Annotated in this window: 27 protein-coding genes; 17 read left to right on the forward strand and 10 right to left on the reverse strand. The window is 71.5% G+C overall.

From position 1 onward, the window contains the following. The first annotated feature begins 364 nt into the window (after positions 1–364). Complete coding sequence (locus tag ACFYZE_RS19655; protein WP_388995324.1) at positions 365–1,123, forward strand: hypothetical protein; 759 nt, start codon at positions 365–367, stop codon at positions 1,121–1,123. Between the two features lie 73 nt (positions 1,124–1,196). On the opposite strand, the gene ACFYZE_RS19660 is transcribed toward ACFYZE_RS19655, so the two are convergent. Further along, positions 1,197–2,639: a PepSY-associated TM helix domain-containing protein gene (locus ACFYZE_RS19660; RefSeq protein ID WP_388995327.1), complete on the reverse strand. Its 1,443-nt coding sequence runs from the start codon at positions 2,637–2,639 to the stop codon at positions 1,197–1,199. Between the two features lie 174 nt (positions 2,640–2,813). Then, positions 2,814–3,029 (reverse strand): hypothetical protein, encoded by a 216-nt coding sequence (locus tag ACFYZE_RS19665; protein WP_388995330.1) that lies wholly within the window; start codon positions 3,027–3,029, stop codon positions 2,814–2,816. A 317-nt stretch (positions 3,030–3,346) separates the two neighbouring features. Between ACFYZE_RS19665 and ACFYZE_RS19670 the strand changes: the two genes are divergently transcribed. Continuing rightward, positions 3,347–3,931, forward strand: coding sequence for a hypothetical protein (locus tag ACFYZE_RS19670; protein ID WP_388995333.1), 585 nt, complete (start codon positions 3,347–3,349; stop codon positions 3,929–3,931). A 41-nt stretch (positions 3,932–3,972) separates the two neighbouring features. Then, complete coding sequence (locus ACFYZE_RS19675; RefSeq protein ID WP_388995336.1) at positions 3,973–4,710, forward strand: YcnI family protein; 738 nt, start codon at positions 3,973–3,975, stop codon at positions 4,708–4,710. A 123-nt stretch (positions 4,711–4,833) separates the two neighbouring features. Here the strand turns inward: ACFYZE_RS19675 and ACFYZE_RS19680 are convergent, their stop codons facing one another. Beyond that, a complete protein-coding gene (locus tag ACFYZE_RS19680; RefSeq protein WP_388995339.1) occupies positions 4,834–5,049 on the reverse strand; it encodes a heavy-metal-associated domain-containing protein in 216 nt (71 codons plus the stop codon). 546 nt (positions 5,050–5,595) lie between these two features. Between ACFYZE_RS19680 and ACFYZE_RS19685 the strand changes: the two genes are divergently transcribed. The 8 genes from ACFYZE_RS19685 to ACFYZE_RS19720 all read left to right on the forward strand — a co-directional run bounded on the left by ACFYZE_RS19685 (position 5,596) and on the right by ACFYZE_RS19720 (position 12,554). Beyond that, positions 5,596–6,204: a superoxide dismutase gene (locus tag ACFYZE_RS19685; RefSeq protein WP_388995342.1), complete on the forward strand. Its 609-nt coding sequence runs from the start codon at positions 5,596–5,598 to the stop codon at positions 6,202–6,204. Positions 6,205–6,208: 4 nt separating this feature from the next. Continuing rightward, on the forward strand, positions 6,209–6,769 hold the full coding sequence (locus ACFYZE_RS19690) for a GNAT family N-acetyltransferase (protein WP_388995345.1): 561 nt from the start codon (positions 6,209–6,211) through the stop codon (positions 6,767–6,769). Positions 6,770–7,157: 388 nt separating this feature from the next. Continuing rightward, positions 7,158–7,400 carry a hypothetical protein gene (locus ACFYZE_RS19695; protein ID WP_388996052.1) on the forward strand — a complete coding sequence of 81 codons (243 nt, stop codon included), beginning with the start codon at positions 7,158–7,160 and terminating at the stop codon, positions 7,398–7,400. Then, on the forward strand, positions 7,397–9,658 hold the full coding sequence (locus ACFYZE_RS19700; RefSeq protein ID WP_388995348.1) for a heavy metal translocating P-type ATPase: 2,262 nt from the start codon (positions 7,397–7,399) through the stop codon (positions 9,656–9,658). Before ACFYZE_RS19695 ends, ACFYZE_RS19700 begins: the two co-directional genes overlap by 4 nt. Then, entirely contained in the window at positions 9,655–10,167 is a 513-nt protein-coding gene (locus ACFYZE_RS19705; protein ID WP_388995351.1) for a copper chaperone PCu(A)C, read from the forward strand. Before ACFYZE_RS19700 ends, ACFYZE_RS19705 begins: the two co-directional genes overlap by 4 nt. 106 nt (positions 10,168–10,273) lie before the next feature. Continuing rightward, positions 10,274–10,909, forward strand: a complete 636-nt coding sequence (locus ACFYZE_RS19710; protein WP_388995354.1) for an ATP-binding cassette domain-containing protein — start codon at positions 10,274–10,276, stop codon at positions 10,907–10,909. Beyond that, positions 10,906–11,784, forward strand: coding sequence for a metal ABC transporter permease (locus ACFYZE_RS19715; protein WP_388995357.1), 879 nt, complete (start codon positions 10,906–10,908; stop codon positions 11,782–11,784). The genes ACFYZE_RS19710 and ACFYZE_RS19715 overlap by 4 nt, the downstream gene beginning before the upstream one ends. Then, positions 11,733–12,554 carry a metal ABC transporter solute-binding protein, Zn/Mn family gene (locus tag ACFYZE_RS19720; RefSeq protein WP_388995361.1) on the forward strand — a complete coding sequence of 274 codons (822 nt, stop codon included), beginning with the start codon at positions 11,733–11,735 and terminating at the stop codon, positions 12,552–12,554. The genes ACFYZE_RS19715 and ACFYZE_RS19720 overlap by 52 nt, the downstream gene beginning before the upstream one ends. 62 nt (positions 12,555–12,616) lie before the next feature. On the opposite strand, the gene ACFYZE_RS19725 is transcribed toward ACFYZE_RS19720, so the two are convergent. Both ACFYZE_RS19725 and ACFYZE_RS19730 read right to left on the reverse strand, forming a co-directional pair. Next, positions 12,617–14,284: a class I adenylate-forming enzyme family protein gene (locus tag ACFYZE_RS19725; RefSeq protein ID WP_388995364.1), complete on the reverse strand. Its 1,668-nt coding sequence runs from the start codon at positions 14,282–14,284 to the stop codon at positions 12,617–12,619. Beyond that, positions 14,281–16,020 carry a CoA transferase gene (locus ACFYZE_RS19730; RefSeq protein WP_388995367.1) on the reverse strand — a complete coding sequence of 580 codons (1,740 nt, stop codon included), beginning with the start codon at positions 16,018–16,020 and terminating at the stop codon, positions 14,281–14,283. Before ACFYZE_RS19730 ends, ACFYZE_RS19725 begins: the two co-directional genes overlap by 4 nt. 125 nt (positions 16,021–16,145) lie before the next feature. On the opposite strand from ACFYZE_RS19730, the gene ACFYZE_RS19735 reads away from it, so the two are divergent. After that, positions 16,146–17,336, forward strand: a complete 1,191-nt coding sequence (locus tag ACFYZE_RS19735; protein WP_388995370.1) for an acyl-CoA dehydrogenase family protein — start codon at positions 16,146–16,148, stop codon at positions 17,334–17,336. Here the strand turns inward: ACFYZE_RS19735 and ACFYZE_RS19740 are convergent. Together ACFYZE_RS19740 and ACFYZE_RS19745 are read right to left on the reverse strand one after the other, a co-directional pair. Then, positions 17,314–18,354 carry a sugar ABC transporter permease gene (locus tag ACFYZE_RS19740; RefSeq protein WP_388995373.1) on the reverse strand — a complete coding sequence of 347 codons (1,041 nt, stop codon included), beginning with the start codon at positions 18,352–18,354 and terminating at the stop codon, positions 17,314–17,316. The two genes, ACFYZE_RS19735 and ACFYZE_RS19740, sit on opposite strands and share 23 nt — an antisense overlap. Beyond that, positions 18,351–19,493 carry an MFS transporter gene (locus ACFYZE_RS19745; RefSeq protein WP_388995376.1) on the reverse strand — a complete coding sequence of 381 codons (1,143 nt, stop codon included), beginning with the start codon at positions 19,491–19,493 and terminating at the stop codon, positions 18,351–18,353. Before ACFYZE_RS19745 ends, ACFYZE_RS19740 begins: the two co-directional genes overlap by 4 nt. Positions 19,494–19,749: 256 nt before the next feature. On the opposite strand from ACFYZE_RS19745, the gene ACFYZE_RS19750 reads away from it, so the two are divergent. Further along, positions 19,750–20,514 carry a hypothetical protein gene (locus ACFYZE_RS19750; RefSeq protein ID WP_388995379.1) on the forward strand — a complete coding sequence of 255 codons (765 nt, stop codon included), beginning with the start codon at positions 19,750–19,752 and terminating at the stop codon, positions 20,512–20,514. A gap of 186 nt (positions 20,515–20,700) precedes the next feature. Further along, positions 20,701–21,318 (forward strand): sigma-70 family RNA polymerase sigma factor, encoded by a 618-nt coding sequence (locus ACFYZE_RS19755; RefSeq protein WP_388995382.1) that lies wholly within the window; start codon positions 20,701–20,703, stop codon positions 21,316–21,318. Positions 21,319–21,649: 331 nt separating this feature from the next. Here ACFYZE_RS19755 and ACFYZE_RS19760 read toward each other — a convergent pair whose 3' ends face one another. Genes ACFYZE_RS19760 through ACFYZE_RS19770 form a run of 3 tightly spaced genes read right to left on the reverse strand, consistent with a single transcriptional unit; the run spans position 21,650 to position 23,864 of the window. Further along, complete coding sequence (locus tag ACFYZE_RS19760; protein WP_388995385.1) at positions 21,650–22,894, reverse strand: NAD(P)/FAD-dependent oxidoreductase; 1,245 nt, start codon at positions 22,892–22,894, stop codon at positions 21,650–21,652. After that, positions 22,891–23,175: a ferredoxin gene (locus tag ACFYZE_RS19765; RefSeq protein WP_388995388.1), complete on the reverse strand. Its 285-nt coding sequence runs from the start codon at positions 23,173–23,175 to the stop codon at positions 22,891–22,893. Before ACFYZE_RS19765 ends, ACFYZE_RS19760 begins: the two co-directional genes overlap by 4 nt. A 5-nt stretch (positions 23,176–23,180) precedes the next feature. Next, positions 23,181–23,864, reverse strand: coding sequence for a ferric reductase-like transmembrane domain-containing protein (locus ACFYZE_RS19770; protein WP_388995391.1), 684 nt, complete (start codon positions 23,862–23,864; stop codon positions 23,181–23,183). 176 nt (positions 23,865–24,040) lie between these two features. Here ACFYZE_RS19770 and ACFYZE_RS19775 point away from each other — a divergent pair, with 176 nt between their 5' ends. From ACFYZE_RS19775 to ACFYZE_RS19785, 3 genes are all read left to right on the forward strand, one after another. Next, positions 24,041–24,433: a BlaI/MecI/CopY family transcriptional regulator gene (locus tag ACFYZE_RS19775; RefSeq protein ID WP_388995394.1), complete on the forward strand. Its 393-nt coding sequence runs from the start codon at positions 24,041–24,043 to the stop codon at positions 24,431–24,433. Between the two features lie 26 nt (positions 24,434–24,459). Next, positions 24,460–25,356: a M48 family metalloprotease gene (locus ACFYZE_RS19780; RefSeq protein WP_388995397.1), complete on the forward strand. Its 897-nt coding sequence runs from the start codon at positions 24,460–24,462 to the stop codon at positions 25,354–25,356. A gap of 77 nt (positions 25,357–25,433) precedes the next feature. Continuing rightward, the gene (locus tag ACFYZE_RS19785) at positions 25,434–26,555 is read left to right on the forward strand and encodes an MFS transporter (protein ID WP_388995400.1); all 1,122 of its coding nucleotides are present in this window, start codon (positions 25,434–25,436) and stop codon (positions 26,553–26,555) included. The last annotated feature ends 107 nt before the right edge of the window (positions 26,556–26,662 follow it).

Genomic DNA, 26,662 nt, shown 5'->3' on the forward strand with positions numbered 1-26,662 from the left:
GTGCTGATCTCCTTCGGGCTTCGACACCTCGAAGATCAGCCGGTGGCCGTTCATCTATGCGGGCCTCATCCCAACGCCGGAGCAAACCCCCGGATCAGGTCGAACCCGTACACCACTTCCCTGGACGCAACCGCTCGGCGACCTCATTTGCGGGAACCTCGGTGCGGCAGATCCGCAAGCTGATGCCGAACCTGCATATTTCCCGTATCGCTCAAGCAGCTATATCACCGAATTCTTCGCCGACCTCGACATGGATTGGGAGCACGACGGTTCGACGCGGCACCGCTGGGTTGCAGGGGTGCTGGAACAATTGCTGGCAGAGCCGCACAGGGGGCCTTCACACCCACCGGAGTCCTTCTGCAGGGTGATCGACCACCTGATGAATCCGGCGGATGCTCTCAATGAGGGGCTCGACCGGCCCAATGCCCTGCGCTTGCTGAACAATGCGCTCGCCCGGGAAGGGTTCGAAGCCTTCTACGGGGAGGACAAGCACTGCTACCTGCGGCACATCGGAACGAACACTGTCTCGGTATTGGCCAAGAACCCGCATCGTCCTCTGAGCGCCGCCGAGATGCAGCGGCGTACAGCACTTGCTGCATTCCTGGACACGTGCAGTGAGGATGCACTCATTGAGGAAGTGCTGCTGCCACTGTTCCGGCAGCTGGGTTTTCACCGGATCACTGCAGCCGGGCACCGGGACAAGGCGCTGGAGTACGGCAAGGACATCTGGATGCGTTACACCCTGCCGACCCAGCACTTCCTGTACTTCGGAATCCAGGTGAAGCGCGGCAAGCTGGACGCCACCGGAAAGTCCAGGGCGGGCAATGCCAACATCGCTGAGATCCACAATCAGGCCCTGATGATGCTGGCGCACGAGATCTTCGATCCCGAAACCAACCGGCGCGTCCTCGTCGACCACGCGTTCATCGTGGCCGGCGGGGAGATCACCAAGGCTGCACGCAACTGGCTGGGCAACGCGTTGGACGCGGCGAAGCGGAGCCAGATCATGTTCATGGATCGTGACGACATCCTGAACCAGTTCGTGGTGACCAATCTGCCGCTTCCCGGAGGTGTACTGCCGGGCGCGATGCCATCCGGTGGTACCGCGTCATCGCCTTCCTGATGTGCTGATCTGCGGCCGCACCCGATCGCGGCGAGCTTCGCGTAACGCTGCCGCGCAGGCGCAGCCGCTCGGTTCAGGGGTGTGCGTGCCCGGTGCGACGGCGTGTGACCCAGCCGAGGACGATGTCCACCGCGAGGAAGCCGGCGAGCGGGATTCCGAGCAGCCGGACGTAGCAGCCGACGACGGCGACCACCGCGACGCAGGGCACGAGCACGTACACCGGCACCTGCCGCCAGGCGCCGCAGGGAAGCGGGCGGCCGAAGGCGGAGCCGCGGCCGCGCTGCCACCACATGCGGTAGCCCCAGAGGCTGAGGAGGATCAGGGCCAGGGCGAGGCCGGCCAGCGCGATCTGGTTGGCGAGACCGAACAGGATGCCGGTGTGGGCGTCGATGCCCCACCGGGTCAGTTTGGCCAGCACCGGGTAATCGGAGAAGCGCAGCACGTCGGTGACCTTGCCGGTGGCCGGGTCGACGGCGATCGCGTCTTGCTTCTCCGGCCAGCTGCGCTGGATCTGCCGCACGACGTAGGCGGAGGAGGAGTCCGCGGGCGGCACGATTTCGACCGGGTCGGACAGGCCCTCGGCGCGGGCCGTCTTCAGCGCAGCGTCGAGACCCATGTCGGACCGTGCGCCGGAGTGCGAGCCCGTGTCCATGCCGTTCATGTCCATGCCCGCCATGGATCCGTGTCCCTCGTGCCCGCTGCTCACTGTCGCGGTGACGACGGACGGGGTGGACTGGCCGAGGGCTTCGCGGAGGTCGCCAATGTTGGCCCCGGCGTAGGTGGACCAGGTCAGGCCGGTCGCCGACAGGAAGAACAGACCGGCCGCCGCCCAGACGCCCACCGTGCCGTGCAGGGTCAGGGAGCGCCGCCGCCCCGTGGTGCCGCGCACCTTGCGGCGGGCACGGCGGCGCCCGAACCAGAGCATCAGCCCGCCACCCGTGATCACCCACAGCCAGCTGGCGGCGAACTCGCTGTACAGGCGCCCGGTGTCACCGAGGTGCAGGTCGCGGTGGAGCTCGTCGATCCAGATTCGCAGCGGCAGGGCGCCGGTGGAGCCGTACTGCTCCAGGGCGCCGCGCACCTTTCCGGTGTAGGGGTCCACGAACACGGCGAGCGTGTGGTCGGCGGCGATGCCCTTCACCCCGGACAGCAGAACGCGTGTGGTCGCATTCGGCTGCGGTGACGGCCGCACGGCGGAGATGGTGCCCTCGGGGTGGGCTTTGCGGGCGGCGGCGACCTGCTGGGAGATGGGCAGCTTGTCGTCGCCGACCGGGATGGCCAGCTCGTGGGCGTACACGATCTTCTCGGCCTGGAAGGAGCCTGCGTACAGCAGTCCGGTGACCGCCGCGACGAACAGGGATGGCGCGACGAACACGCCCGCGTAGAAGTGCAGGCGCAGCACCAGCGGGCGCAGTGCGCGCAGGGGCGAGGGAGCCGCCGGGGCCGCGCCTTGGGCGGACGTTCCGGGTTCGCCGGCCGTGCGGGGCGGGTCAGTGGTGGGCGGCTCGATGGACATGGGTGCTGCTCCTGGGACGTCTGGGTGTCCGGTCAGCGGTCGGCTGACCGGAACGATGAGTTCCACGTCGCCGATGTGAGGTGGCACACACCCGGGCGGTTGTGAAGGCCAGGAGTTCCCGCACGGACGGCTCCGATGCCGGGCGGTATCCGGTGCCCGGCATCGGGAGGCGGGTCAGGGCAGGGCGATGCCGTCCAGTTTGCCTGCTTTGGCGTCGGCGACGATCGAGGAGAACTGGTCGGCGCTCATCTGGACGCGCTGGCCGAAGTCGTCGGTGAGGATGATCCGACGGTCGTCCGCGGCGCTGGGGTCGACGAACAGCTGGGGACAGCCGCAGTTGCAGTTGCCGCAGAACGTGGCGACGGGCTCCAGGGCGCTGGTGTCGGTCATGCTGCTCCACCTTTCGTGGACATGGGGTTGCGGCGCTCCGGTGCCAGGACCGGTGGCCGCGGGGGACTGTCCGGGAGATACCCGGCGCGGATGCGGCGGACGCGCGACCCCGTCGCGTGTGGGGGCGTGTGGGCGGACGGCGTGCGCCCGTGCTCCTGGCTCCGCTTCCGGTGCTTCGATTTCGCCAAGGTGGCCGGGAACTGAACGGCCGCTGCCTCCGACACGTTGAAGGGGGCGGATTGGCCGGGTGGTGGGCGGTGATGCGTGTGCATGGGCGAGGGGAAAGATCTTCTTGCTGCGTGGCAGCATCGGGTGTCGTGAGTGTGTCCCTGGCGGTGCGGAGCGTGCGCGCGGCGGTGTTCGCCGTGCTGTGCGTGCTGCTCGGTGCCGGAGGGCATGCACTGGCGACGGGTTCGGCGCCGCCGGTGTGGGTGCAGGTCGCCGCGTTCGTGCCGGTCTTTGCGGGCGGATGTCTGCTGGGCGGCCGGGAGCGGTCGCTGGCCGCGATCGGCGTGGAGACTCTGACTGCCCAGGGTGGGCTGCATCTCCTCTTCCACGCCGTGCAGCCGCATCACGCGACGATGGTCATGCACGGCATGCGGATGGCCCACGCGCATGCGCTGACGCCGCACGCCACTGCCGCCCATGTCGGGGCCGCCCTGGTGCTGACCTGGTGGCTGCGGCGAGGCGAGGCGGCGCTGTGGTCGCTCCTGCGGTGGGCGGTCGCGTTCGTACCGGGGCTTGCTGCCTGGTGGCAGGTTGGCGGCGGGGCGCGGGGCGTACCGGACGCGCACGGGCTCGTAGGTCGGGCTGCCGGTGAGACGTGGCCGCTGCGGCAGGCACGGCTGAGGCACGCCGTTAACCGGCGGGGGCCGCCGATGGGAATGTCGTACGCGAACTGACCCCCGACATCCCTTTCTTCCGTACGGAGATCCCTCACCTCATGTCCAGGACCCGCACCACCCTGCGCCGCGCCGGCGTTGTCACCGCCCTGACCGCCGCCGGTCTCCTCGCTGCCGCCGGCGTCGCCTCCGCGCACGTCACCGTCCACCCCGACAGCTACGCCAAGGGCGCCACCGACGGCGTTCTGACCTTCCGCGTCCCCAACGAGGAGGACAACGCGAGCACCCAGCAGGTCCAGGTGTTCCTGCCCACCGACCACCCGGTCCTCGGCGTGCTCGTCTCCCCGCAGGACGGCTGGACCGCCAAGGTCACCAACACCAAGCTCAAGACGCCCGTCAAGACCGACGACGGCACCATCACCGACGCCGTTTCCGAGATCACCTTCACCGGCGGCAAGATCGACCCCGGCCACTATGAGGACTTCAACGTCGCCTTCGGCCAGTTGCCCGACGACACCGACCAGCTCACCTTCAAGACCCTCCAGACGTACTCCGACGGCAAGGTCGTGCGGTGGATCGAGGAGGCCCAGGGCGGTCAGGAGCCGGAGAACCCGGCACCCGTGCTCAAGCTCACCGCCAAGGCGGCAGAGGACGGCGGCAGCGCGACCGCCTCGTCGGCGAGCCCGAAGACCTCCGGCAGCTCGAAATCGACCGCGTCGGCCAGTGACTCGACCGCCCGCGGTCTGGGTGTCGCCGGACTGGTCGTCGGCGTGCTGGGGCTGGCCGCGGCGGTGTTCGCCGTCCTGCGCGGCCGCTCCGCGGGATCCCGGGCCGAGTAAAGCCGAGTAAAACAGTGGTGCCTGCCCTGTCGGCGAAGACCCGTCGGCAGGGCACCCGTCGTCCTTTCGATGTGACGCGCGACGGATGAGAGTCGGCCGCGTACGGCCCGCTCCGCCGTTGGGTCAGACGGCGACCGGGTCGGTGACGCCGTACCCTGCCTCGACGATCGCCGCGCGCAGCCGCCCGTCGTCGAGATCCGTGCCGTGCACGGTGACGGAATTTGTGGCGACGTCGACCACGACGTCGCTCACTCCGGGCACTTCGGAAACCTCTTCCCTGATGCTCGCCGCGCAGTGCTCGCAGCTCATGCCGGTGACGTTGTACTGCTTGTGGGTCATGGGGGAACTCCTCGGTGCTGTAAGGGCTTTGGGCGACGCACGGATCCGCAGGTGCGGGTGTTCAGGCCGAGGCCGTCACCTCAGAGGTCGGCGGAGTGGAGCGCATAGTTCCGCACGGCGTGCCTGCGCATGCTGCCGGGGATTGCGAACCGGTGGGTGGAGGGCGGTTCCGGCGCCCGCCGTAGTGCTGGCCGACGACCCTTCCGGCGCCATCGATGAGGCGCCCGCACCCCTGGTGGCGGACGCGCTGCACTCTGCGGTCCAGACGACCGCCTTCCACCTACAGAGTCTGGTCATGAACGGGCTGTGCCCTGCCAGGCGTGACGCAAGCGACCTGCGGGGCCGGCCGGGGTCCGGCGGGTGCCGGGTGAGAAGACGATCACCTTCCGGGAAGGAAACGGCACTGAGTAACCGCGCTACCGAAAGTTGACGGGCCGGCCCCGTCACGACTCATGTTGATGCATTCTGATAGTTGTTGCAAGTAGTTCGCAATAAGTGCGTAGGCTGTCCCTGGACGATCACCCACGTGGAAAGGGGACGTGCCTGATGGGCACCTACACGCTTCCCGACCTGCCTTACGACTACGCCGCGCTGGAGCCGGCCATCACCGGGCAGATCCTGGAGCTGCACCACGCCAAGCACCACGCCGCCTACGTCAAGGGCGCCAACGACACCCTGGAGCAGATCGCCGAAATCCGCGACAAGGACCAGATCACCCCCACCAGCCTGGTCGGCCTGGAGAAGACCTACGCCTTCAATCTCTCCGGCCACGTCCTACACTCGATCTTCTGGCAGAACCTCTCCCCGGACGGCGGCGATCGCCCTGACGGGGCGCTGGCCGACGCCATCGACGAACACCTCGGCGGCTTCGAGCAGTTCAAGAAGCAGCTCACCGTCGCCACCTCCTCCGTCCAGGGCTCCGGCTGGGGCGTTCTGGCCTGGGAGCCGCTGGGCCGGCGCCTGGTCGTCGAGCAGGTCTACGACCACCATGGCAACGTCGGCCAGGGCACCACCCCGCTGCTGGTCTTCGACGCCTGGGAGCACGCCTACTACCTGCAGTACAAGAACGTCCGCCCCGACTACGTCACCAAGCTGTGGGACCTGGTCAACTGGGAAGACGTCGCCGCCCGCTACACCGCGGCCGTCGGCGCCTGACCACGTGAACACGTTGTTGCCCAAGGGCCGGGACGCCTGGTGGCTTCCCGGCCCGCACGGCGCCACACGTGTCCGCCGGATCACCCTGGCCCGCCTCGCCCCGCACCTCGACGCACTCACCCGGCTCGCGCACGCCACCTTCACTCCCCGCCCCTGGCACGCGGCCCCGGCCGACATCGCCCGCCTGATCAACCGCCTCACCATTGATGCCCACCAGCCCGGATTCCGTCTGCTCCTGGCCGACGACGCCGCAGGCCACCTAGTCGGCTTCGCCTACGGACGCCCCGCCTGCCATCTCGCCGCCCTGGCCGACCAGCCACCCGTGAGCAGGCTCCCTTTCGAACTGCGCGAACTCGCTGTCACGCCCAGCGCCTGCGGCCACGGCATCGGAGCCGCACTCCACGACGCCCTCCTCACCACTGCACCGCCCGGGCCCCGCTGGCTGCTCACCCACCCTCACGCCGCACCCGCCCTCGCTCTCTACCGGGCACGCGGCTGGCGCACAGCCAAACTTCTGCGCCTACCAGATAGTCGAACCCGGATTCTCATGCACCGCCCCTGGTAGCGAATCAGACCCGGAAGACTCCTGCCTGCCGCCGAGGTCAGACCTCGCGGTAACGCTCCCACGCTGAACTCGACAGAGAAGTTGCCGGTGACGCTCTGGGTCCTCTGGTCGGCTGCGCTGCCGGGTTAGCGTTGAGCGGGTTGCTGTACGTGCTGATCGAGCTGGCGATGTCAGGTATGCCGCTGCGTCGCCGCAGCAGGGGCGGGCCGCACGCGAGGCGTTCGGCTCACTGAGGTTCCGCACTGCGGCGCGGAACCTCACAGACCGAGGGCTGGCGTGGCTCAGGTCACATGGAAGCTTCGGAACTTCATCCCCTGTGGCTCCGACTCCTGAATCGGTACGGCTCGGACCGAGTGGCGGCCGTACGACGCGACCAGGAGACCTTGTGATCGATGAGTCCCGTCAGCCTGCCGGCGCGGGTGCGGTGCTGAGGAAACGGGTGCCGCCGCCCGCCCTGTGTGGCTTCCTTCTGCTGCTGGCGCTGATGTTCGCGGTGTCGTATGGCGTCGGCGCCGCCTATGGACCGGTCGCGCCCGGCATGCACGGCACCCGCACGGGTTCCGGCGGTGGAGGCACCGTGCCGCACAGCGACAGTGGTGGCATGGGCGGCATGAGCGGGATGCACGGATGACGGCCCAGGAGACGGAGGCCGCCCTGACGACCACGGATCTGATCGTCGGCGGCATGACCTGCGCGGCCTGCGTACGGCGGGTGGAGAAGCGGCTCGCGAAGCTGGACGGCGTGAGTGCCACGGTCAACCTGGCGACCGGGCGTGCCCGGGTGAACCATCCGCCGGGCGTCACGCCGGCCGAGCTCGTCGGGGCAGTCGAGCGAGCCGGGTACACGGCCGAGCTGCCCGCTCCGCCCAGGCCCGAACCCGAATCCCCGCCCGAAGGCTCGGCGCGGACAGCCGCGTTCGAGGGCCGGGACCGGCTGGTCGTCACCGTGCTGCTCTCGCTGCCCGTACTCGTGCTGTCGATGGTGCCCGCCTGGCAGTTCCGTAACTGGCAGTGGCTGTGTTTCGTACTGGCCGCGCCGGTCGCGGTGTGGGGTGCGTGGCCGTTCCACGTGCGGGCGGTGCGAGGGCTGCGGCATGCGGCGGCGACCATGGACACGCTGGTGTCGCTGGGCGTGGCGGCGTCGTTCTGCTGGTCTGCCTACGCGCTCTTCCTCGGTGGCGCGGGCGATCCCGGCATGCGGATGTCCTTCAGCCTGCTGCCGTCCGCCGAGGCCGGCTACGGCAGCGCGCACATTTATCTGGAAGCCGTCGTCGCCGTACCGCTGTTCGTGCTGACCGGGAGGTTCCTGGAAGCGCGGGCCCGGCACGGCACCGGGCAGGCGCTGCGGTCGCTCGCCGAGCTAGGAGCGAAGGAAGTCGCCGTGCGGGAAGGCGCCCGTGAACGACGGATTGCCATAAGTGAGTTGCTGGTCGGGCAGACCTTCCTCGTCCGGCCGGGAGAGCGGGTGGCCACCGACGGCGAGGTTGTGGAAGGCAGTTCCGCGGTGGATGTCTCGCTGGTCACGGGCGAGAGCGAACCGGTCGAGGTCCAGCCCGGCTCGGCAGTCGTCGGCGGTGCCGTCAATGCGGGCGGGCTGCTGCTGGTGCGTGCCACGGCAGTCGGTGCCGACACCCAGCTGGCACGGATCACCCAGCTGGTGACCGAGGCGCAGGCGGGCAAGGCGCGCGCCCAGCGTCTGGCGGACGCGGTGGCGGGGGTGTTCGTGCCGGTGGTGCTGTCGATCGCCGTCACGGTGCTCGGCTTCTGGCTCGGTGCGGGAGCCGATCCGCAGGCGGCCGTCACCGCGTGCGTGGCGGTCCTGGTCGTCGCCTGCCCCTGCGCGCTGGGGCTCGCCACTCCCACGGCGCTGATGGCTGCCACCGGCCGCGGCGCTCAGCTCGGTGTGCTGGTCAGCGGTCCGCAGGCGCTGGAGGCCCTGCGGCACATCGACACCGTCGTCCTGGACAAGACCGGCACGCTCACCACCGGGCACATGAGCGTCACACGGGTCACGCAGGTGCCGGGCGGGATCGGCAAGGAGGCGGTCGTGCGTCTCGCGGGTGCCGTCGAGCAGGGCTCCGAGCATCCGCTGGGCCGGGCGATCGTCGCGTACTGCGGACGGCCGCTGCCCGAGGTGGCCGACTTCCGGGCACTGCCCGGGCTGGGCGTGCGCGGCCGGGTCGAGGGCCGACTGGTGGAAGTCCGCTCGCCCGACAGTCAGCTACCTGAGCCGCTGGCCCGTGCGCTGGGCGCGTGCGAGACGGCCCGGCACACACCGGTCCTGGTACTGGTGGACGGCCAGCCCCAGGCACTGATCGCGGTCGGGGACCTCGTACGACCGGGCAGTTACCGTGCCGTGGACCGGCTTCGGCGCCTGGGGGTGCGGCCGGTGCTGGCCACGGGCGACCGTGAGCACACCGCCCGCGCCGTCGCCGCAGAGCTGGGGATCGATGAAGTTCGGGCGCGGTGTACCCCTGAGGACAAGGCGGAGCTCGTACGGGGGCTGAGGGCACAGGGCTGCCGGGTCGCGGTGATCGGCGACGGCGTGAACGACGCCGCCGCGCTGGCCGGTGCCGATCTCGGGATCGCCATGGGCAGCGGCACGGACGTGGCCATCGGAGCCGCCGACGTGACCCTCGTGCGTGGGGACATCGAGGTCGTTGCGGACGCGGTCCGCCTCGCCCGCCGGACCCTCGGCACGATCCGGACCAACCTCCTGTGGGCGTTCGGCTACAACGCCGTCACCGTGCCGCTCGCCGCCGTGGGCCTGCTCAACCCCATGCTCGCGGCCGCCGCGATGTCGGCCAGCTCCCTGCTGGTCGTGGGCAACAGCCTGCGGCTGCGCACCTGGCAGCCGAGCCGACCGCGGCGGACGGGTGGTGCACGGTGACCGAACTCGCGGTGTGGCGGCCCTCTCGGCGCCGGCTCGCCGAGGCGTTTCTCGCCGCGCTCGCCCCCGTGGCGGCGTGTGTACTCGCGCTGGGCGGTCTCGCCGCCTGGACCGCCTCCGGGGCGGCGGGCAGTCCCGCGCGCATCGAGGTCACGTCCGGGCGGGTGTTCCTCCCGTACGGGGACGGGGAGGAATCAGCCGCCTTCTTCCGGATTTCCAACTCGGGTGGCACGGAGGACGAATTGACGGGTGTGACCTCGACCGCCATGGAGCGGGCGATGCTCGGCCGCAACACGACGACACCCGGCAACGTCGGGTACATGCGCCCGGTCGGCTCCGCCATCGTCCCGGCGGGCGGCACGCTGGCGATGTCGCCGTGGGGCCTGGACGTGATGGTGACGGTGCGTGGGAAGTGGCGTGCGGGGGACCTCGTCCCGTTCGTGCTGCACTTCCGGCACAGCGGGCGGATCAAGACCTTGGCGGTGGTGGTACGCCCCGGCACGGGCTGAGACCGCAAGCGGTGGAGACTTCGCGCATTCCTCTCGTCGCCGGGAATCGCCGGGAACTCATCGCCCTGCCCGTCCGACTCCTCTCGCAGAACGGACAGGAGGTGGGATGGACGGGCTGGATGTGCGGATGCGCCAGGTCGCTTGCCGGCACGGTCGCGTAGAGGCCGTGCGCGAGGTCGATCTCGACATCGAGGCGGGCGAGCGGGTGGCGCTGACCGGGACCAACGGGTCGGGCAAGACCACGCTGCTACGTGCCGTGCTGGGCCTGCACCGCCAGGCCGACGGGGAGATCCTTGTCGGCGGCCGGGGCACCGGCAGCGCGGCTGAGTGGGCGTGGCGGCGCCGGGCGTGCGCCTGGATCCCGCAGAAGCCCGCAGTCGGCAGATTCCCGCTGCTGGGCAGCGAGTTGCTGGCGAGCAGTGGGGCAGCGGCCGAAGCGGTGCAGGCGGCGGAGAAGCTGGGTGTCGGGTCGCTGACCGGCCGGCCGCTGCACACGCTGTCGGGCGGCCAGCTGCAGCGCATGTATCTGGCCCGCGCGGTCGGCTGTGTCGCAGCCGGAGCGGGGGTGCTGCTGGCCGACGAGCCCACCGCCGCGCTCGACTTCGCCGGGCAGGAGGAGGCGGCCGACGTCCTGCTGTCGCTGCCGGTGACCGTCGTGGTCGTCACGCACGACCGGGCGCTGGCCGACCGCTGCGACCGAGTGCTGGAGATGGCCGCCGGCCGGCTCAGGGAGGTCCGGTGAACAACCTTGCCGCCGCCGACCTCGGAACGCTCCTGCAGCTCATACCCGTCCAACGGGCCGGAGCCGCCCTGCTCTTGGCGGCCGTCGGCCTTCCGGTGATCGGTGTCGTGATCGTCGGGCTCGACATCATGCCGGTCCGGTTCGCGATGATGCACGTCGCGCTCCTGGGCATCGCACTCGGACTGCTGACCGGGCTCGACCCCATGCTGTGCGCGCTTCTCGCCTGCGCCCTCGCAGGTGCCGGTGTCGCGCCGCTCGCCCGCACCCCGGACGGCCTGTCGGGCGCGATGGGCCTGCTGATGAGCCTGGCGATCGCCGCCGCGCTGCTGGTCCTGGCCGTGTCCGGCGTCAACGCGCAAGGTGCGTTCGCGCTGCTGTGGGGCTCCATCCTGTCGGTGGGCACGCCGGACCTGTGGCTGCTGGGCGTGCTCGCCGTCGTCGTACCCGGCCTATTCTGGTGGCGCCGGCGCGAGCTCGCGCTCCTCCTCTACGACCGTGAACTCGCCCTCTCCTCCGGGGTGCGCGTCGACCGGCTCACCCTCCTGCTGCTCGTGCTCGTCGCGGTGTCCGTCGCCGGGGCGATCAAGCTCACCGGCGCGCTGCTCGTTGACGCGCTGACCCTCCTGCCCGCGCTCGCCGCCCGGCGGTTGGGCAGCTCCCTGAAGTCCATCACCGCCTGGGCGGTTGGCATCGGCGTCGCGGTGAACCTCACCGGGTTCCTCGTCGCGCTGAAGCTCGACTGGCCGCCCGGGCCCGTGCTCGTCCTGACGGCCGGGGTCCTGGTCCTGGCCGTGCACCTCATCCCCGAACGGAGAATCCGCTCATGGCGCGCACCCGCGTCCGCACCGTCCGTGTCCCTTCCCTGGTCGCACTGAGCCTGACCACCGCGCTGGCGCTGACCGCCACCGCATGCGGCTCCGACAAGGCCGATGGCAGCGACAAGACCGCGAACAAGAACGCCGGCGCCCCTGTCGTCGTGGCCACCACCACCTGGGAGGGCGCCCTCGCCAAGGCCGCAGGCGCCAAGGAAGTGAAGGTCATCGTCCCGTCGTCTGTGCAGCACGCCCCGGACTACGATCCCAAGCCGTCCGACCTCGCGGCGGTCGCGGGGGCCGACTTCGTGCTGTACGCGTCCTTCGAGCCGTACGCCAAGAAGATCAAGGACGCTGCCGGTTCGAGCGCGAAGCTGGTCGAGATGAACCTCGACAACGACGTCGCCACCACGAGTGCGGACGTCACGCGCCTGGGCACGCTGTTCGGCACCCAGGATGCAGCCGCGAAATGGAACACCTCCTTCAAGAGCGAATACAGCGTGCTGCAGAAGGAGCTGAAGGCCGCGTGGCCGGGCGGCAAGGCGCCGGCCGTCGTCGCGCAGGTCTTCTCCGTATGGTCGGCCAAGATGGCCGGCGCGGACCTGCGCGGAACCTACGGCCCGCAGGCCGTGACCGCCAAGCAGCTGGCCGAGCTGGAGACGAAAAAGCCCGCGTTCGTCCTCGACAACATCCACATGACGACGGGCAAGGTGCTGCCGGACTCGGGCGCGCGGCAGGTGGAGATCGTCAACTACCCGGGCAAGGACCTGGATCTGCTGGCGGTCTACAAGAACGCCGCGGAGACGATCAAGAAGGCGATGACCTCTTCCTGACCTGGGGTGCGTCGTGAGTGCGAGGCCGCCCGGAGGCTCCGAGCGGCCTCGCACGCGGTGGGTCAGACGGCCTGCGCGACGGACCTCGGCGCCTGCGCCGAACACCGCTCACGCAAGAGCGCCCGATCCGGCTTGCCCGCCGGGGTGAGCGGCAACGCCGCTACGACCAGGAGGCGTTCGGGGTGCTTGCGCCGCTCCAGGCCGCGCGCGTCCAGGTGCGCGCACAGCTCCTGAAGCGTGGGCGCCGCCTTGCCCCGCGGCACGACGCAGGCGGCCAGGCGCTCGCCCATCAGCGGATCGGGCACGCCGACGCACACCACGTCGCGTACGAGCGGATGTGCCGCCAGCTCCATCTCCACCTCGGCCGGGCTGATGTTGGCCCCGCCCCGGATGACGATGTCCTTCAGCCGCCCGACGATCCGCAGGTTCCCGTCGTCGTCGATGAGGCCGAGGTCGCCGGTGCGCACCCAGCCGTCGGCGGTGCGGTAGCGGGCGTCGAGGTCGGGGGCGGCGACGTAGCACAGGGGGGTCATCGGGCCGCGGGCGACGATCTCACCGACAGTGCCGCGCGGTGCCTCCCGGAGTTCGGTCGTGCCGGGGACGGCGATGCGTATGTCGGCGACGATCGGGTCCGGGTGGCCGGCGAGGATGCCGGGCCGTTCGCCGCGCAGGGGAGGGTCGGACAGTCCGGTGTGGCAGTTGACGCCGTCGGCCGAGCCGTAGAGGTTCACGACCGGGCAGCCGAAGACGCGCCGGGCCTCCTCGGCCGTGGCCTCGTCGAGCGGCGATCCGCCGACGATGACGGCCGTGGGCGGAGGGAACGCCGGATGGTGTCCTTCCTCGATCCGGTCCAGCATCATCCGGATCATGGTCGGTACGCCCAGGACGTGGGTGGGCTCGTGCGCGGCGAGCGCGTCCAGGGCGGCCTCGGGAGTGAAGTGGTCGAGCAGGACGAGTGTTCCGCCGTGCCGGGCGAGCGTGACGGCGGTGCCGCTGCTACCGAAGGCGGAGGCCAGCGGGACGAGGAAGAGGCAGCGCGGCGGCCGACTGTCCGGCATGAGCGCGGCCAGGAAGTTGCCGCGGCCGCCGGCCAGCGCGTTGTGCGAGTACGCCACCATCTTCGGCTCGGCCTCGGACCCGGACGAGACCAGGATGCGGGCGGCGGAGTCGGGGTCGGGACGGGCCGGCTTGAAGGACGTGGGGTCGGTGCGCAGCAGCGCGGAGAACGCGAGCGTCCCCTCCGGGGCTCCGGGCCCGGCGGCGATCACCGTGCGCAGGGCAGGGAGTTCACCGGCGAGCGTGAGCAGATCGGCGGCGTGGTGGTTTCCGCGGTGCTCGGTGGCGGCGATCACGGCGACCGCCTCCGCCCGGCGCAGCAGGGAGGCCGCCTCGCGAGTGCCGCGGCCGACGGGGAAGGGCAGCGCGATGGCACCCAGCGCGGCCAGCGCCAGGTCGGCGATGACGGCGCCCCGGCCATTGGGCAGTTGTATGCCGACCACGTCACCGGCGCGTATGCCGAGCCCGGAAAGACCGGCCGCCAGACATCGCGCCTTGCGGTCCAGGGCGGTGTAGCAGAGCTTTCCCTTGGCGTCGATGACCGCGGTGCGGTGCAGGTCGGCGACCTGGTGGGCGCGGTAGAGGCTGTAGAGGTCCAGGTCCGGGCAGGTGCCGTCGACTGCCCAGGTGCGGCGCAGCTCGGCGGGCAGCAGGTCGTGCAGGTCCACGGTCATGCGAAGCTCCAGGGGTCGGGAACGGCGGGGGCGCCGTACGCGTCGCGGTTGATCGGGCCGCAGGAGAGCAGGTCGGCGAGGTCGGCGATGACCGGGACAGCGGCCAGGCCGCGCTCGCGCAGCCGCTCCAGCGCCTGGTCTGTGGACAGCTCTCCGACGTCGTACGGGGCCGCGGACACATCGGCCAGGGCGATCCAGCCGTCGGCGGTGCGCAGCGGGCGGCGGAACCCCGCCGGCCTGCGCGGGTCGAGTCCCTGCGCGGCCCGGGCCCGATGGGGTGCGGTGAGCACGTCGGCGGCGCCGAGCAGCGACGAGTCGACGCGTATCCCGCGTCCGGTGCGTTCCCGCAGCAGCAGCCCCGCCAGGATCGCCTCGGCACCCAGCAGGCCGCCGAGCACGTCGAGCAGCGTCATCAGGGACGGGGCGGCCGGCTCGTCGGCGGGCCGCACCGCCTCGCCGACACCGGTGCGGGCCTGCACCATGAAGTCGGTGCCCATGGGGGCCTCGGGCAGCCGGTCCGCCCAGCCGCTGGTGTAGGCGTAGACGAGCGCCGGGTTGGCGAGGGCCAGGTGCTCGTGGTCGAGGCCGAGCTGGGCGGCCTTGCCAGGTGCCCAGTTGTGCAGGAAGACATCCGCGTCGGCAGACATCTCGCGCAGCCGCTCCCGGTCGGCGGCGGACTTGATGTCCACTTCGACGGCCCTCTTGCCCCGGTTCAACGCCAGCCAGCGCGCCGAGACGCCGGAGCAGGCGGGCGGCATCCCGCGCAACGGGTCACCGCCCGGCGGCTCGATCCGGATCACCTCCGCGCCCAGCAGGCCGAGGAGGTGGGCGGCGAGCGGGGCCTGGATACGCCGCCCGGCTTCCAGGACGGTGAATCCGGTGAGGGGCAGGTCATCGGTGGGTCTGCCGGGGGTGTACGCCGCCGCGTCGTGCGGGGTCAGCTTCCAGGGTGCCGCACGGTCGTACTCGGCCGCACGCTCGGCGAGCGACCGCAACGGGCACACGTCGGCGCCGGACACCGCGGCGGCGTGCCGGATCCGCTCCCAGGAGCTTGCCCGGGCCGCCTCGTGCAACGTCTGCGGGAAGGGCGCGCAGGCCGTGGCATACCGGAACTGGAAGGGCCGCCACCCCCGGCGTATCGATTCTTCCGGGGCGTCCAGGGTGCGCCAGAACGACGCCCACACCCCCGGATCCAGCGTCTCCAGCTCGAAGACGATCCCGTCGGCCGACGTGAACGGCGGCCCGCCCGCAGCGAGTTCGACCGCTTCGCCCTCCTCGGCGCCGGCGGCGGCCAGGTACTGGGAGACCACGAGCAGCCCGGCCCGTTCGGCGCTGACCTCGACCTGTGCGACGTTCCCGCCGCGCGCCCGCGCCAGCAGCCCGGCCAGCAGGCCCTGCACGGCAAGCACGCCGGTGGCCGTGGCGGCGTAGTCGACGGCGAGACCGCGCGGGGCGCCGTCACGGCGGCCGTGTACGGCCATGATGCCGGTCGCCGCCTGGGCAGTGGCCTCGTCGGTCGCGGTCCCTCCCCACGTGCTGCGGGCGGTGACACCACCGATGCCGCCTCCGGTGACGGTGAGCCGGCCGCCGCAGCCGCCGTCGGTCTCGGCGCCCAGCAGTCGCAGATGCTCCGCGATGAGACCGTCCGCCGGGCCCGGCGGACCGTCGCCCCGCAGGCGGAGACCGTCGAGTGGTCCGGCCGTCCGCGCGACGGCCGGTATGGCTGGAGTTGCCATGCCTCTCCTTTCCTGACGCGCGGGAACCCGGGGACGGTCGCCCTCGACCTGTTCCACGGAAGAGGGAGTCGGACGGCCGGCGGCCGGGGTTCCCGCGGATCACGAGGAAAGTGACGGAGACCCGCATGGACGAGATCACCGGGACGCCCCACTGCCCGCCGGACGCAACGGCGTTGAGGGATCGCGTCGCCGAGTTCGTACGCGGACGGGTGATGCCCTGCGAGCCCGTACTGGACGCCGGCGGTGCGCAGGCCGCCGCCGTGCTGCGCAGGCTCCAGCGCGAGGCGAAGACCGAAGGACTGTGGGCGCTCCCGCTTCCCTCGGAACTCGGCGGCCAAGGGCTGCCGCTGCGGTCGTACGCCCATGTCGCCGAGGCCGAGGGAGCCAGCGACCACGGCCCGGCCGCGCTCGGCTCGGCGCCCCTGCTCGACGTGTTGATGCTATGGCGGCACGGCAGCCCTGCCGTCTGTGAACGGTACGCCGAGCGCCTGGTGGCCGGAGACATACGGGCCTGCTACGCCATGACCGAGCCCGAGACGCCGGGCACCGACCCCTTCCTCACCACCACCCGCGCCGTACCCGCGGACGACGGAACCTGGCGGGTGAGCGGACGCAAATGGTTCACCAGCGGGGTGGCCGACGCCGACCTCGTCACGGTCCTCGCCCGCACGGACGGCACACCGCCGGACCGCGAGGGACTGTCACTGCTCCTGATACCGACAAACTCGCCGCGCTTCCGTGTGGTTCGTGAACTGCCGGTGCTCGGCGCGGGCGGGCAGTGGGAGATCGACCTGGACGGGGTCGTGGTGGGTGGCGACCACCTGATCGGCGAGCGCGGCAAGGCACTGGACGTCGCTGCCGAACGGCTCCAACTCGGCCGCACACTGCGCTGCCTGCGCTGGCTGGGGCAGGCGGGGCGGGCCTTCGACCTGATGCGCTCACGCGCGACGACCCGTACCCGCTCCCGCGGCCCGCTCGCAGACCTTCAGCTCGTCCAGCGCCACGTCTTCGAGTCGCTGCTCGCGCTGCGCACGACCCGCCCCCTCGTGTACGAAGCCGTGGCCCGCCTGGACGCCGGACTCGACGCGCACGTGGAGGTGGGCCTGGCCAAGGTGGCCGCCGCCCGCACCCTCCAGCAGGTGGCCGACGCGGCGATCCAGGTACACGGCGCGGCGGGCCTCGGTCCGGACACCGCTTTGCCCGCGCTGTTCCGAACCGGCAGGGCGGCCCGGATCCTCGACGGTCCGGACGAACTGCACATCACCTCGGTCGCGCGCCGGGTGCTGCGGGCCCCTAGATTTCGTGGGGATCGATGAGGCCGGTGAGGGCGGCGAGCGCGTAGGCGAGGAAGTAGTCGCCCCAGATCAGCTCGTGCCGTGTCGCCGTTCCTGAGGTGAGGTCGTAGCAGCCGCCAAGGAGGCGGCCGTCGCCCGAGAGATGGGTGCGGACCAGTTCTTGCAGCACCTGGACGGCCCGTTCACGTCGGCCGAGCTTGAACAGGGCCACCGCGGATATGGCGGCGGCCGAGGTGTCGAGGGGGCCTCCCGGGCGGGTCTCGTCCGCGGGTGGGACGGCATGGGCGGCAATCAAGTGGCGTGCGACATCCGCCAGATCGTCGGCGCTGAGACGGTGTACGGCATCGGCCACGGCCAGCAGCAGCCAAGCCCGGCCCCGGCTCCAGCCCGGCGGCGGATCGTCGCACGGAACCCAACGCGCAGGGCGCTCGAACCGCCAGGACCAGCCCAAGAAACCGTTGTGGAGACAGAGTTCGAGATGGCGGCGCAGGTGAGCCTCGGCAGCCTGCTCATCCACCGTTGCCAGGAGCGGGACCATGCCCGGCACGCCGTCCACGCGGGCCAGGAGGCGGGGGCCGCCGAACGCCGAGCCCCACGGGACGAGACCGAGTTCGGCGTCGTACGCATCCCGGCAGGCGCGGGCGGCCCGGTCCCGCAGCTCGGTGACCTCGCGCGTGTCGGCGAGCGCGGTCCCGTACCAAAAGATCAGTCCGCGGGCGGCCGTGTCGGCGTGCACCCAGTCAGAGAGCCGACCGGTGCACTTCACTGCCGCCTCGCGAACGCCGTCGTCCGCTGTGGACCGGGCACGCAGCCACAGGAGCCCCGCCCAGAAGCCGCCCGTCCACGAGCCGCGTCCGGTCGTCGTCCACTGGCCGGTGCAGGGGTCGGCGAACAGCGGGAAACGGTCACCGACTTCAGCCTGAGTCACGGCCACCCGCTCCAGGACGGAATCCAGCGCCGGAGCCACCCAGTCGGGGACGTCAGGGTGGGGCTGCGGAGCCATGCCCGCCGAGCCCTTCGCCGCACGCGGCCTGCTCATCGTCGTACGACCGAACGCCGCTCACGCACCGCCCAGGTCAGCGCCACCACACTCGCCCCCACGAACTCTCCCGCGACCAGCAGCCACCCGGTCCCGTACCGCCCTGCGCCCGCCAGCAGCCCGAACAGCGGCGGGCCGATCGCGAACCCGGCGAAGAAACCGGCCGAGACCAGCGCCGAGTCCTGTCCGGCCCGGCCGGGCGCCGCACGCTGCATCACCAGCACCATCGAGACCGCGTTGGCGGCCACCGCGAAGACGCCGACGGCCACCGCCGCACTCCAGGCCAGCGGGTGCGCGTACGCCGAGGCCGCCAGCAGCAGTGCGGCCCCCACTGCACCGGCGGCCAGTCCGCCCGGCAGCCACACGGCCCGGCCCGGCCGGCCCGCCACCTTAGACCAGCCCACCCGCCCGGCGATGCCCGCGATGCCCAGCACCGCCACCAGCGCACCGGCCGCTGTCGGCCCGAGCCCGAGCCGCCGCACGCCGTACAACGCCAGATACGTGTTCACCGACGCGATGCCGCAGCCCAATAGCAGAGAGAAGAGCGCCAGCCAGGCGATGGCGCCGCGCGGGACCCACGAGGCCGGCGCGGCCTTCGGTGGCGGGTCCGCGGGCAAGGCGCGAGCCGCCCAGACGGCGGCCAGCACGGCTGCGCCGGCCGCCGTCCACACCGCGCCCCGCCAGCCGGCCGCTCCGGCCAGCGTGGCCAGCGGCAGTCCGGCGGCGAACGCGCCCAGCTGCACCCCGGACTGCTTCATCCCGGTCACCGAGCCACGCCGCTCCGCCGGTACGGCGGCCAGGATCGCCTTGTTCGTGGCCGGATTCGCCAGCGCCTGCGGGAGCCCGCCCAGCGCGACCGCCGTCAGCAGGAACCCGGCGCCCGGCGCCGACCCGATCAGCGCCAGCGCCACCGCCGACACCAGCAGCAACGCGACCAGGCAACGGCGCGGACCCAGCCGGTCCACCACACGCCCGCCCGCCGGGGAGAGCACAGCCGCGGCTCCGAAGCCCACAGTCGTCGTCAGCCCCAGCACGGTCGGTGACACCTTCAGGTCGTCCACGAGCCGTGGTCCGAGCGCGCCGAGCAGGAAGAGCTGCATCATCGAGAAAGCCATGGCGCACGTCAGCAGCGCCGTCATGGCACCTGTCGCCCGTGCCGGGCCCTCTTCGGTCGCCGTCCCGACCTGACTCTGAGTCTGGCTCTGGTCCGCCGCCACCGGCGTCCCTCCTCCCCGCCTGGGAAATCCCGGTGCTTCGAGAGAAGTCGGGTTCAATCGCCGAGGAGTTCCGGCCCGTTGCTGTGTCCTGGATCACAAGTTCGGGGCTGAGGGGGCATAGTCCGTTTTCCGTACCCCCCGGTGACCATGGAAGCGCGGATGCGAGGATGAGGCCGCCATGACTGCTGGGTGGTGTTCTCGCACGGTACGGGCCGCGGTGTTCGCGGCCTGCTGTGTGCTGCTCACCGCCCTGGCTCACGTCATGATGTCGGGAACCGCGGTGCCCTGGTGGGCCATGACCGCGGGCGTGGTGGCGACGGGCGGTATGGCCTGGCGGGTGGCCGACCGCGAACGCGGACCGCTTCTCGTCGTCTCCGTTGCGGTGGCCACCCAGGCCGTACTCCACTCCTCGTTCTCTCTCGCCCAGGCTGTCGCCCACCCCGCACCGTCCGGCGGGAGGTCGCTCGCCCAGCAGTGGCTCACCTACCTCCTGTGCAGTTCGCCGTCGGGGGCGGGCTCCATGGGCGAGATGAACTCCATTGGCCACGACATGGCCGCCATGCACTCCATGCCTTCCATGGGCTCGATGCATTCGATGGGCTCCATGGGCTCGATGGACCACATGGCTTCCGCAGCGCCCGTCGGCGCCGTTGCCCACGACATGGCCGCCATGTCCTCGACCGGCATGCTCCTCGCCCACCTGCTGGCCGCGCTGCTGTGCGCGCTGTGGCTCGCGTACGGCGAACGTGCCGCGTTCCGCATCCTGCGGGCCGTCGCCGGCTGGCTCTTCGCGCCACTGCACCTGCTCCTCCGGCTGCCCGTGCCGCCACACCGGCCGCGCGTCCGCGCCCGCCGAGCGGAGTCGGACCGGGCACCGCGCCGCCTCCTTCTCACCCACGCGATCACCTCTCGGGGCCCGCCCGCCGGGACAGCTGTCGCCTGACGACAGCCGGTTCCCCGAGGCCGTCCCCACAGCCGTCGAGCCGTCGGTTCCCCGCCTCGGGCATCGGCCGTGCGCTCCAGCGCCCGGCCGTCCACCCCACCACCGGTTCCGATCGTGCCGCCCGCTGCCCTGCAACGCGCGCCGGCCGGACGCCGGATACCTGATCCCGAGAAGGACAGATCCCAGGTGATCACTCCTGCCCTGCCTGCATCGCGCGAACAATCGAGGAAGAACCCGAGAGAAGACTCGATCACGGCCTTGGCCCTCGCCGCCCGCAGCGGCGACCCCGACGCCGTCGACCTCTTCGTACGCGCCCTGCACCGGGACGTCCGCCACTACGTGACGTACCTCGGTGCCGACCCTCAGAGCGCCGACGACCTGACTCAGGACACCTTCCTGCGCGCCCTCGGCAGCCTGCACCGGTTCGAAGGCCGCTCCTCGGCCCGCACCTGGCTGCTCTCCATCGCCCGTCGCGCGGTCATCGACAGCATCCGCTACAACTCGTCCCGCCCCCGCCTGTCGGACACGGACGACTGGCAGTCGGCCGCCGAACGCACCCAGCCGCGCGACCTGCCCGGCTTCGACGACGGCATCGCACTCACCGAGCTGCTGGACACGCTGCCTGACGACCGCCGCGAGGCATTCGTCCTCACTCAGATGGTGGGACTTCCCTACGCGGAGGCAGCCCTCGTCAGCGACTGCCCGATCGGCACAGTCCGCTCGCGGGTCGCCCGCGCCCGCACCTCGCTCATCGAGTGGCTGGACGAGGCCGAGCAGGCCGCGCAGGTGGCCGTAGCGGCATGACGTACCGGTCGCACGGCGGCCTGGATCACCGAGTGATCCGGGCCGCCGGCTTCCATGGCCACATGGACCCGTCGGGTGCCGTGCGGGTGTCCGAGGTGACCTTGGCGGTGCGGAGCGCGCACGACACTGTTCGCAGAAGCGCCAGCGAACTGGTGAGCTGCATCGGGGAGTGCCTCCCGGCCGCGGCTCCGGCGTCTCGATGACGGTCATGATGCCCGCGGTGAGGTCGGCTTCGACGATGGCTTCGTCGACCAACTCGGTACCGAACTTCAGGGCCGGAGACAGGGGTGCCGGCGGCGGCTTTGCGGGGTGCGGCATCGCGGGCCCACCGTCAGGCGGCGACTTGGCGCCGTCCGGGCACGGTGGCCAGGGGGTGGCCGATGCGATCACGGTAGGCGAGAAGGGTCCGAGGCGAGTCCAGTGCCACGGCACCGACCAGGATCGTGGCTCCGTCGGGCCCTGGCCGGGTGTATCCCGCGACGGTACGGCACCGCGCGGGGTCGCCGTCGAGGATGGTCATGTCGGTGCCGAGACCCGGCATGCCGACGGACTGGATGCGCACACCATGCTGGTGGGACCAGAACCGGGGCACCGGTACGAACGGGGAGGCGTCTTGGGGGCCTTGGAGGAGGGCGTCGGCGGCGTGGCGGCCCATCTCGATGGCGTTGATCCAGTGCTCGACCCGGCGCGGGACGTCGTCGAAGCGCAGGTTGGGCCAGCGGGCCACGTCGCCGGCGGCGGTGATGCCGTCGATCGGGTCCCCGTCGGTGCCCATGACGTGGGTGGTGGGGGTGCACAGTACGCCGTCGGTGAGGTCGAGGCCGGTGTGCCAGAGCCAGTCGGTGCGGGGCACTGTGCCCACGCCCACGACGGCGGCATCCGCGCGGACCTGCTCACCGTCGTCCAGCAGGACCGTCACGCCGCGCTTGTCCTCGGACCAGCCGCGCACCCCGACGCCGAGGTGGAGTCGGACGCCGTGGTCGCGGTGCAGGTCGCCGATCATCGCACCCAGTGCCGGGCCCAGGGAGCGGTGCAGAAGGGTGGGGCTGACGTCGATGACGGTGACGTCCAGGGCGCGGGTGCGGGCCGAGCAGGCGATCTCGCAGCCGATGAACCCGCCGCCGATGACCGCCACATGCCGGGCCCGGGCGAGGGCGGCGTCGATGTTGCGGGCGTCGGCCAGGGTGCGCAGCATCCACACCCGGTCCGAGTGCAGTGGGGAACCGGGTAGATGGCGCGGTTCGACGCCGGAGGCGATGATCAGCCCGTCGAACGGCAGCTGCTCACCTCCGGGCAGCAGCAACTCCCGCCGCTCCACATCCAGGTCCAGGGCACGGGTGCTCAGGCGCCAGGCAGCATCCAGTTCGGTGTAGACGTTCAGCGCCAGCTCAGGGGGCTGGCGGTCGCCGGTCAGCAGCTGCTTGGAGAGCGGGGTGCGGTTGTAGGGCCGGTGGGGCTCCTCCCCGATCATGGTGATCTCGCCGCGCCAGCCGATCTCGCGCAGCCGCTCGGCGGCGGACAGGCCCGCAAGGCCGGTACCGACGATGGCGATCCGGTCGGTGGCCGCGCTGGTCACTGCTTCTCCCGGGTGGTGAGGGTGATGGCCTGCATGGGGCAGCAGCGGGCGGCCTGCCGCACTGCCGGGGTCTGGGAGGCATCGGGGACGGCGTCGTAACGCAGGCGGCCGTCGGCGCCCAGCTCGAAGACTTCAGGGGCTTCCTGCTGGCAGATCGCGTACAGCTCGCAGTGGTTGTTGTCGACGCTGACCTTCACCACCGGCGTCGCAGCGGCAGGGGCTGCGGTGGGGACGGTGACGTGCGGGCCGAAGGCGTTGACCGCGGTGTGGGATGCGGACACCGGCGTCACACCTCCTGCGGGGCGATGCGGGTGGCGACCGCGGTGGTGGCCGGCAGCAGCCGCAGCAAGAACAGCAGGATGGGAGCGGCGGCGATGCCGAGCACGAAGATGCCGAGCAGGCCGAGCGCCTGGACCTCGGCGGAGGCGGTGATGGTGTGCAGCAGCGACAGGCCGAAGGCGGGATAGGCGAGGTAGTGCACCAGGTGCCAGCGGCGGTAGCCCAGCTTGCGCTGGACCCAGATCGAGACGGCGACCGCGAGGCCGAGTTCGAGGCCGATGATGCCGAAGGCGACCTCGGGCTCGCCGCCGTTGACGAATGGGATGACCACGTTGACGTAGGAGAAGTGCTGGCCGGTCTGGAAGGCGTAGGCGATGCCGTGGATGCAGGCGAAGGCCAGGCAGATCACCGCGAGCATCATGTGCCCGCCGTAGAGGGTCTCGCGTCGTACGCTGCGGCGGGCCCATCCGGTGGTGGTCAGGATGCCGAAGCAGACCGCCAGCGCCATCAGTCCGTAGGAGAGGTATCCGGCGAGGGTGGCGACGTGCCGTACGCCCTGGTCGTAGGGGGTGTAGGGGCCCTCGGCGAGGGTGTCGGCGTGGGCGACGGGCATCGCGGCCAGTGACAGGGCGAGGGGCAGGGCCAGTATGGTGGCCCGCGCCGGCCACCGGGTCGTTGCGGTCGAAGCCAAGGTCGTTCTCCTTGCACGGGTGGCGCTGTGCGCGACGAACTGCTCCGCCGAAGCAGTACGGCTCCGCGAAGTCTTACACGCTGTGAGACTAGCCTGAGTCTTACAGGATGTGCGACAAAGGAGTGTCCCCGCCCTCGGAACGACGGACGGCGGGCGGGAAGGAAGGGGAGCTGACCATGCCGAGCCCACGCGATCGGGCCGACGCTGTGGAGGCGGGTGCCCGGCGTCCGGCCGGGGCGCTGGAGGCGGAGATCATGGCCGCGCTGTGGGCCGGCGACGGGCCGATGACCGCCGCTGAGGTTCACCAGCAGCTCGGCGACGGTCTGGCCTACAAGACCGTGCTGACCGTACTCGGCCGGCTCCGGGCAAAGGGCCTGGTGGATCGAGAGCCCGTGGGCCGTGCGTACGCCTATACGCCCAGCCGGGCAGCGGCGGAGGTGGCCGCCCAGGAGATGAACGCCGCGCTCCGCCGCACCGGCCACCGCGCCGAGGTGCTCCAGCACTTCGTGGACACCCTGGACGCCGACCAGCAGACCGCCCTGCGCGCCCTGCTCGACTCCACGGACTGAGCCGGTCCGGAAAGGCGACGACGTCCGTGTACCTGACCGTGTACCTCCTGCTTGTGGCGCCCGCCGTGCTGGCTGCCGTCGGCCCACGTCTGGCCCGGCAGCTCGCACCGGCTGCCGCGGCCCGCATGCTGGCGGCCATCTCGGCGGTGGCGGCGCTGTCCACGGTCTGGGGTCTGCTGGTCCTGGCGGCCGGTGGCCTGGGCCGCATCGGCGAAGTCATCGCCTATACACGTCCTGACCCCGCCGCGCTCGCCGCCGCCGACCCGGTGCCGCGCACGCTCGGGGTGCTGGCTGCCGCTCTGCTGTCCTGCGGCCTGTTCAGGCTTGCGCGCACTGTGTGGCGGCGCCGCAATGAGATGCGGGCACTGGCCGGTCTGCGGGGCCTGCCTGCGGCCGGCGACCTGATCGTGCTGGCCGACGACCAGCCGGACGCCTACGCCCTGCCCGGCCGGCCCCGGCGGATCGTGGTCACCTCTGGCATGCTGCGTGCGCTGCCTGTCGACGAGCGGGCGGTGCTGCTGGCGCACGAGCATGCCCACCTGGCTCACCGACACCACCATTTCGCGGCCCTGGGCGAGATGGCTTGTGCGCTCAACCCCATCCTGAGGCGTCTGCGCGGCGAACTCGGCTTCGCGCTGGAGCGTTGGGCTGACGAGGACGCCGCCCACGCGGTGGCCAGCCGGCCGCTCGCGGCCCGTTCTCTGGCCCGAGCCGCCCTCGCCGGCACCGGCCGGGGTCCCGCCACGGCGCTGGCCTACCTGCGCCACCAGGTGACCGAGCGGGTTCGTGCCTTGCAGGGCGCTCGCCCGGAAAGCCGCCGAAGCGCCGCGCTGCTGGCCGCGTCCCTGGTCACCGCGACGGCACTCGCGCTCGCCGACGCCACCTCGGCGCTCGGCCGGTTCCTGGAGATCTTGCACCCGTGAACGGGCCCGTAACGCCTAACCGTTCGTCGGCGGGCCGTCCAGCGTGGCTGACCCACAACGTGAAAGTGCTGTGCGGGGTGTCGTTCCTCCAGGACGCCGCCAGCGAGCTCCTCTATCCGATCCTGCCGATCTTCCTGACCACCGTGCTCGGCGCCCCGCCTGCCGTGGTCGGCGCGATCGAAGGTCTCGCCGAGGGCGCCGCGTCGGTCACCAAGGTCGCCTCGGGGCGCCTGGCCGACCGATTCGCCCGCCGCCCGCTGATCGGAGCCGGATACGGGCTGGCCGCCCTGGGGAAACTGCTCATCGCCGTCGCCACCGTGTGGCCGTTGGTGCTGGTGGCGCGGGTGGTCGACCGGCTGGGCAAGGGGGTGCGGGGCGCACCGCGCGATGCTCTGCTCGTCGACGGTGTTCCGCAGGAGCAGCGCGGCAGGGTGTTCGGGCTGCATCGGGCGGCCGACACCGCCGGCGCCGTGGTCGGCCCGCTGGCGGGTCTCGCGCTGTACGAGGGCCTCGACCACCGCCTGCGACCGTTGTTCTGGGTCGCAGTGATCCCGGCCGTCGCCTCGGTGGCCCTGGTCGCCGTCGTCCGTGACCCGGGCCGGACAGGTGGCGCTTCCGCGAAGGTCGTACGAGCCCGGTGGCGGTCCCTGCCCCGCCCCTACTGGCGTGTCCTGGCCGTGCTGTTCGCCTTCAACCTGATCAACTTCCCTGACGCGCTGCTCCTGCTGCGCGCCCATGAGCTGGGCCTGTCCACGGCCGGGGTCGTCGGCGCGTACGCGGTCTACAACCTCGCCTACGCCGCCCTGTCCTACCCTGCCGGAGCCCTCTCCGACCGGCTGCCACGCCCGCTGGTGTTCGCGGCGGGCCTGGTCTTCTTCGCCGTCGGATATCTGGGCCTCGGTCTCATCCATGCGCCCTGGCTGGTCTTTGTCGTCCTGCCTCTGTACGGCGGATTCGCCGCCTGCACCGACGGGGTCGGCAAAGCCTGGGTCTCCAGCCTCGTCCCCGACCACCAGCAGGGCACGGCCCAGGGCCTCTATCAGGGGATCACCGGCGCCGCCGTCCTCTGGGCCGGGCTGTGGGCCGGGCTTGCCTGGGGCTCCGACGGGCATGTCCCGCTCCTGGTGTCCGGCGCCATTGCCCTTGCTCTGGCGGCCGTCCTGCCCGTCCTCGGCCGCTCCCGGCAGGCCAACGGCTGACCGACACCGGTAAACGATTATTGACGTGTCCTTGACTACTTCCTCCAACTCCGGTCACACAGCGCGGGCTAGGCTCCCCAGGCGACTCATGTCCCGGCAACCCCGGG

It is taken from the genome of Streptomyces sp. NPDC001796 (assembly GCF_042892355.1).
Taxonomy (GTDB): domain Bacteria; phylum Actinomycetota; class Actinomycetes; order Streptomycetales; family Streptomycetaceae; genus Streptomyces.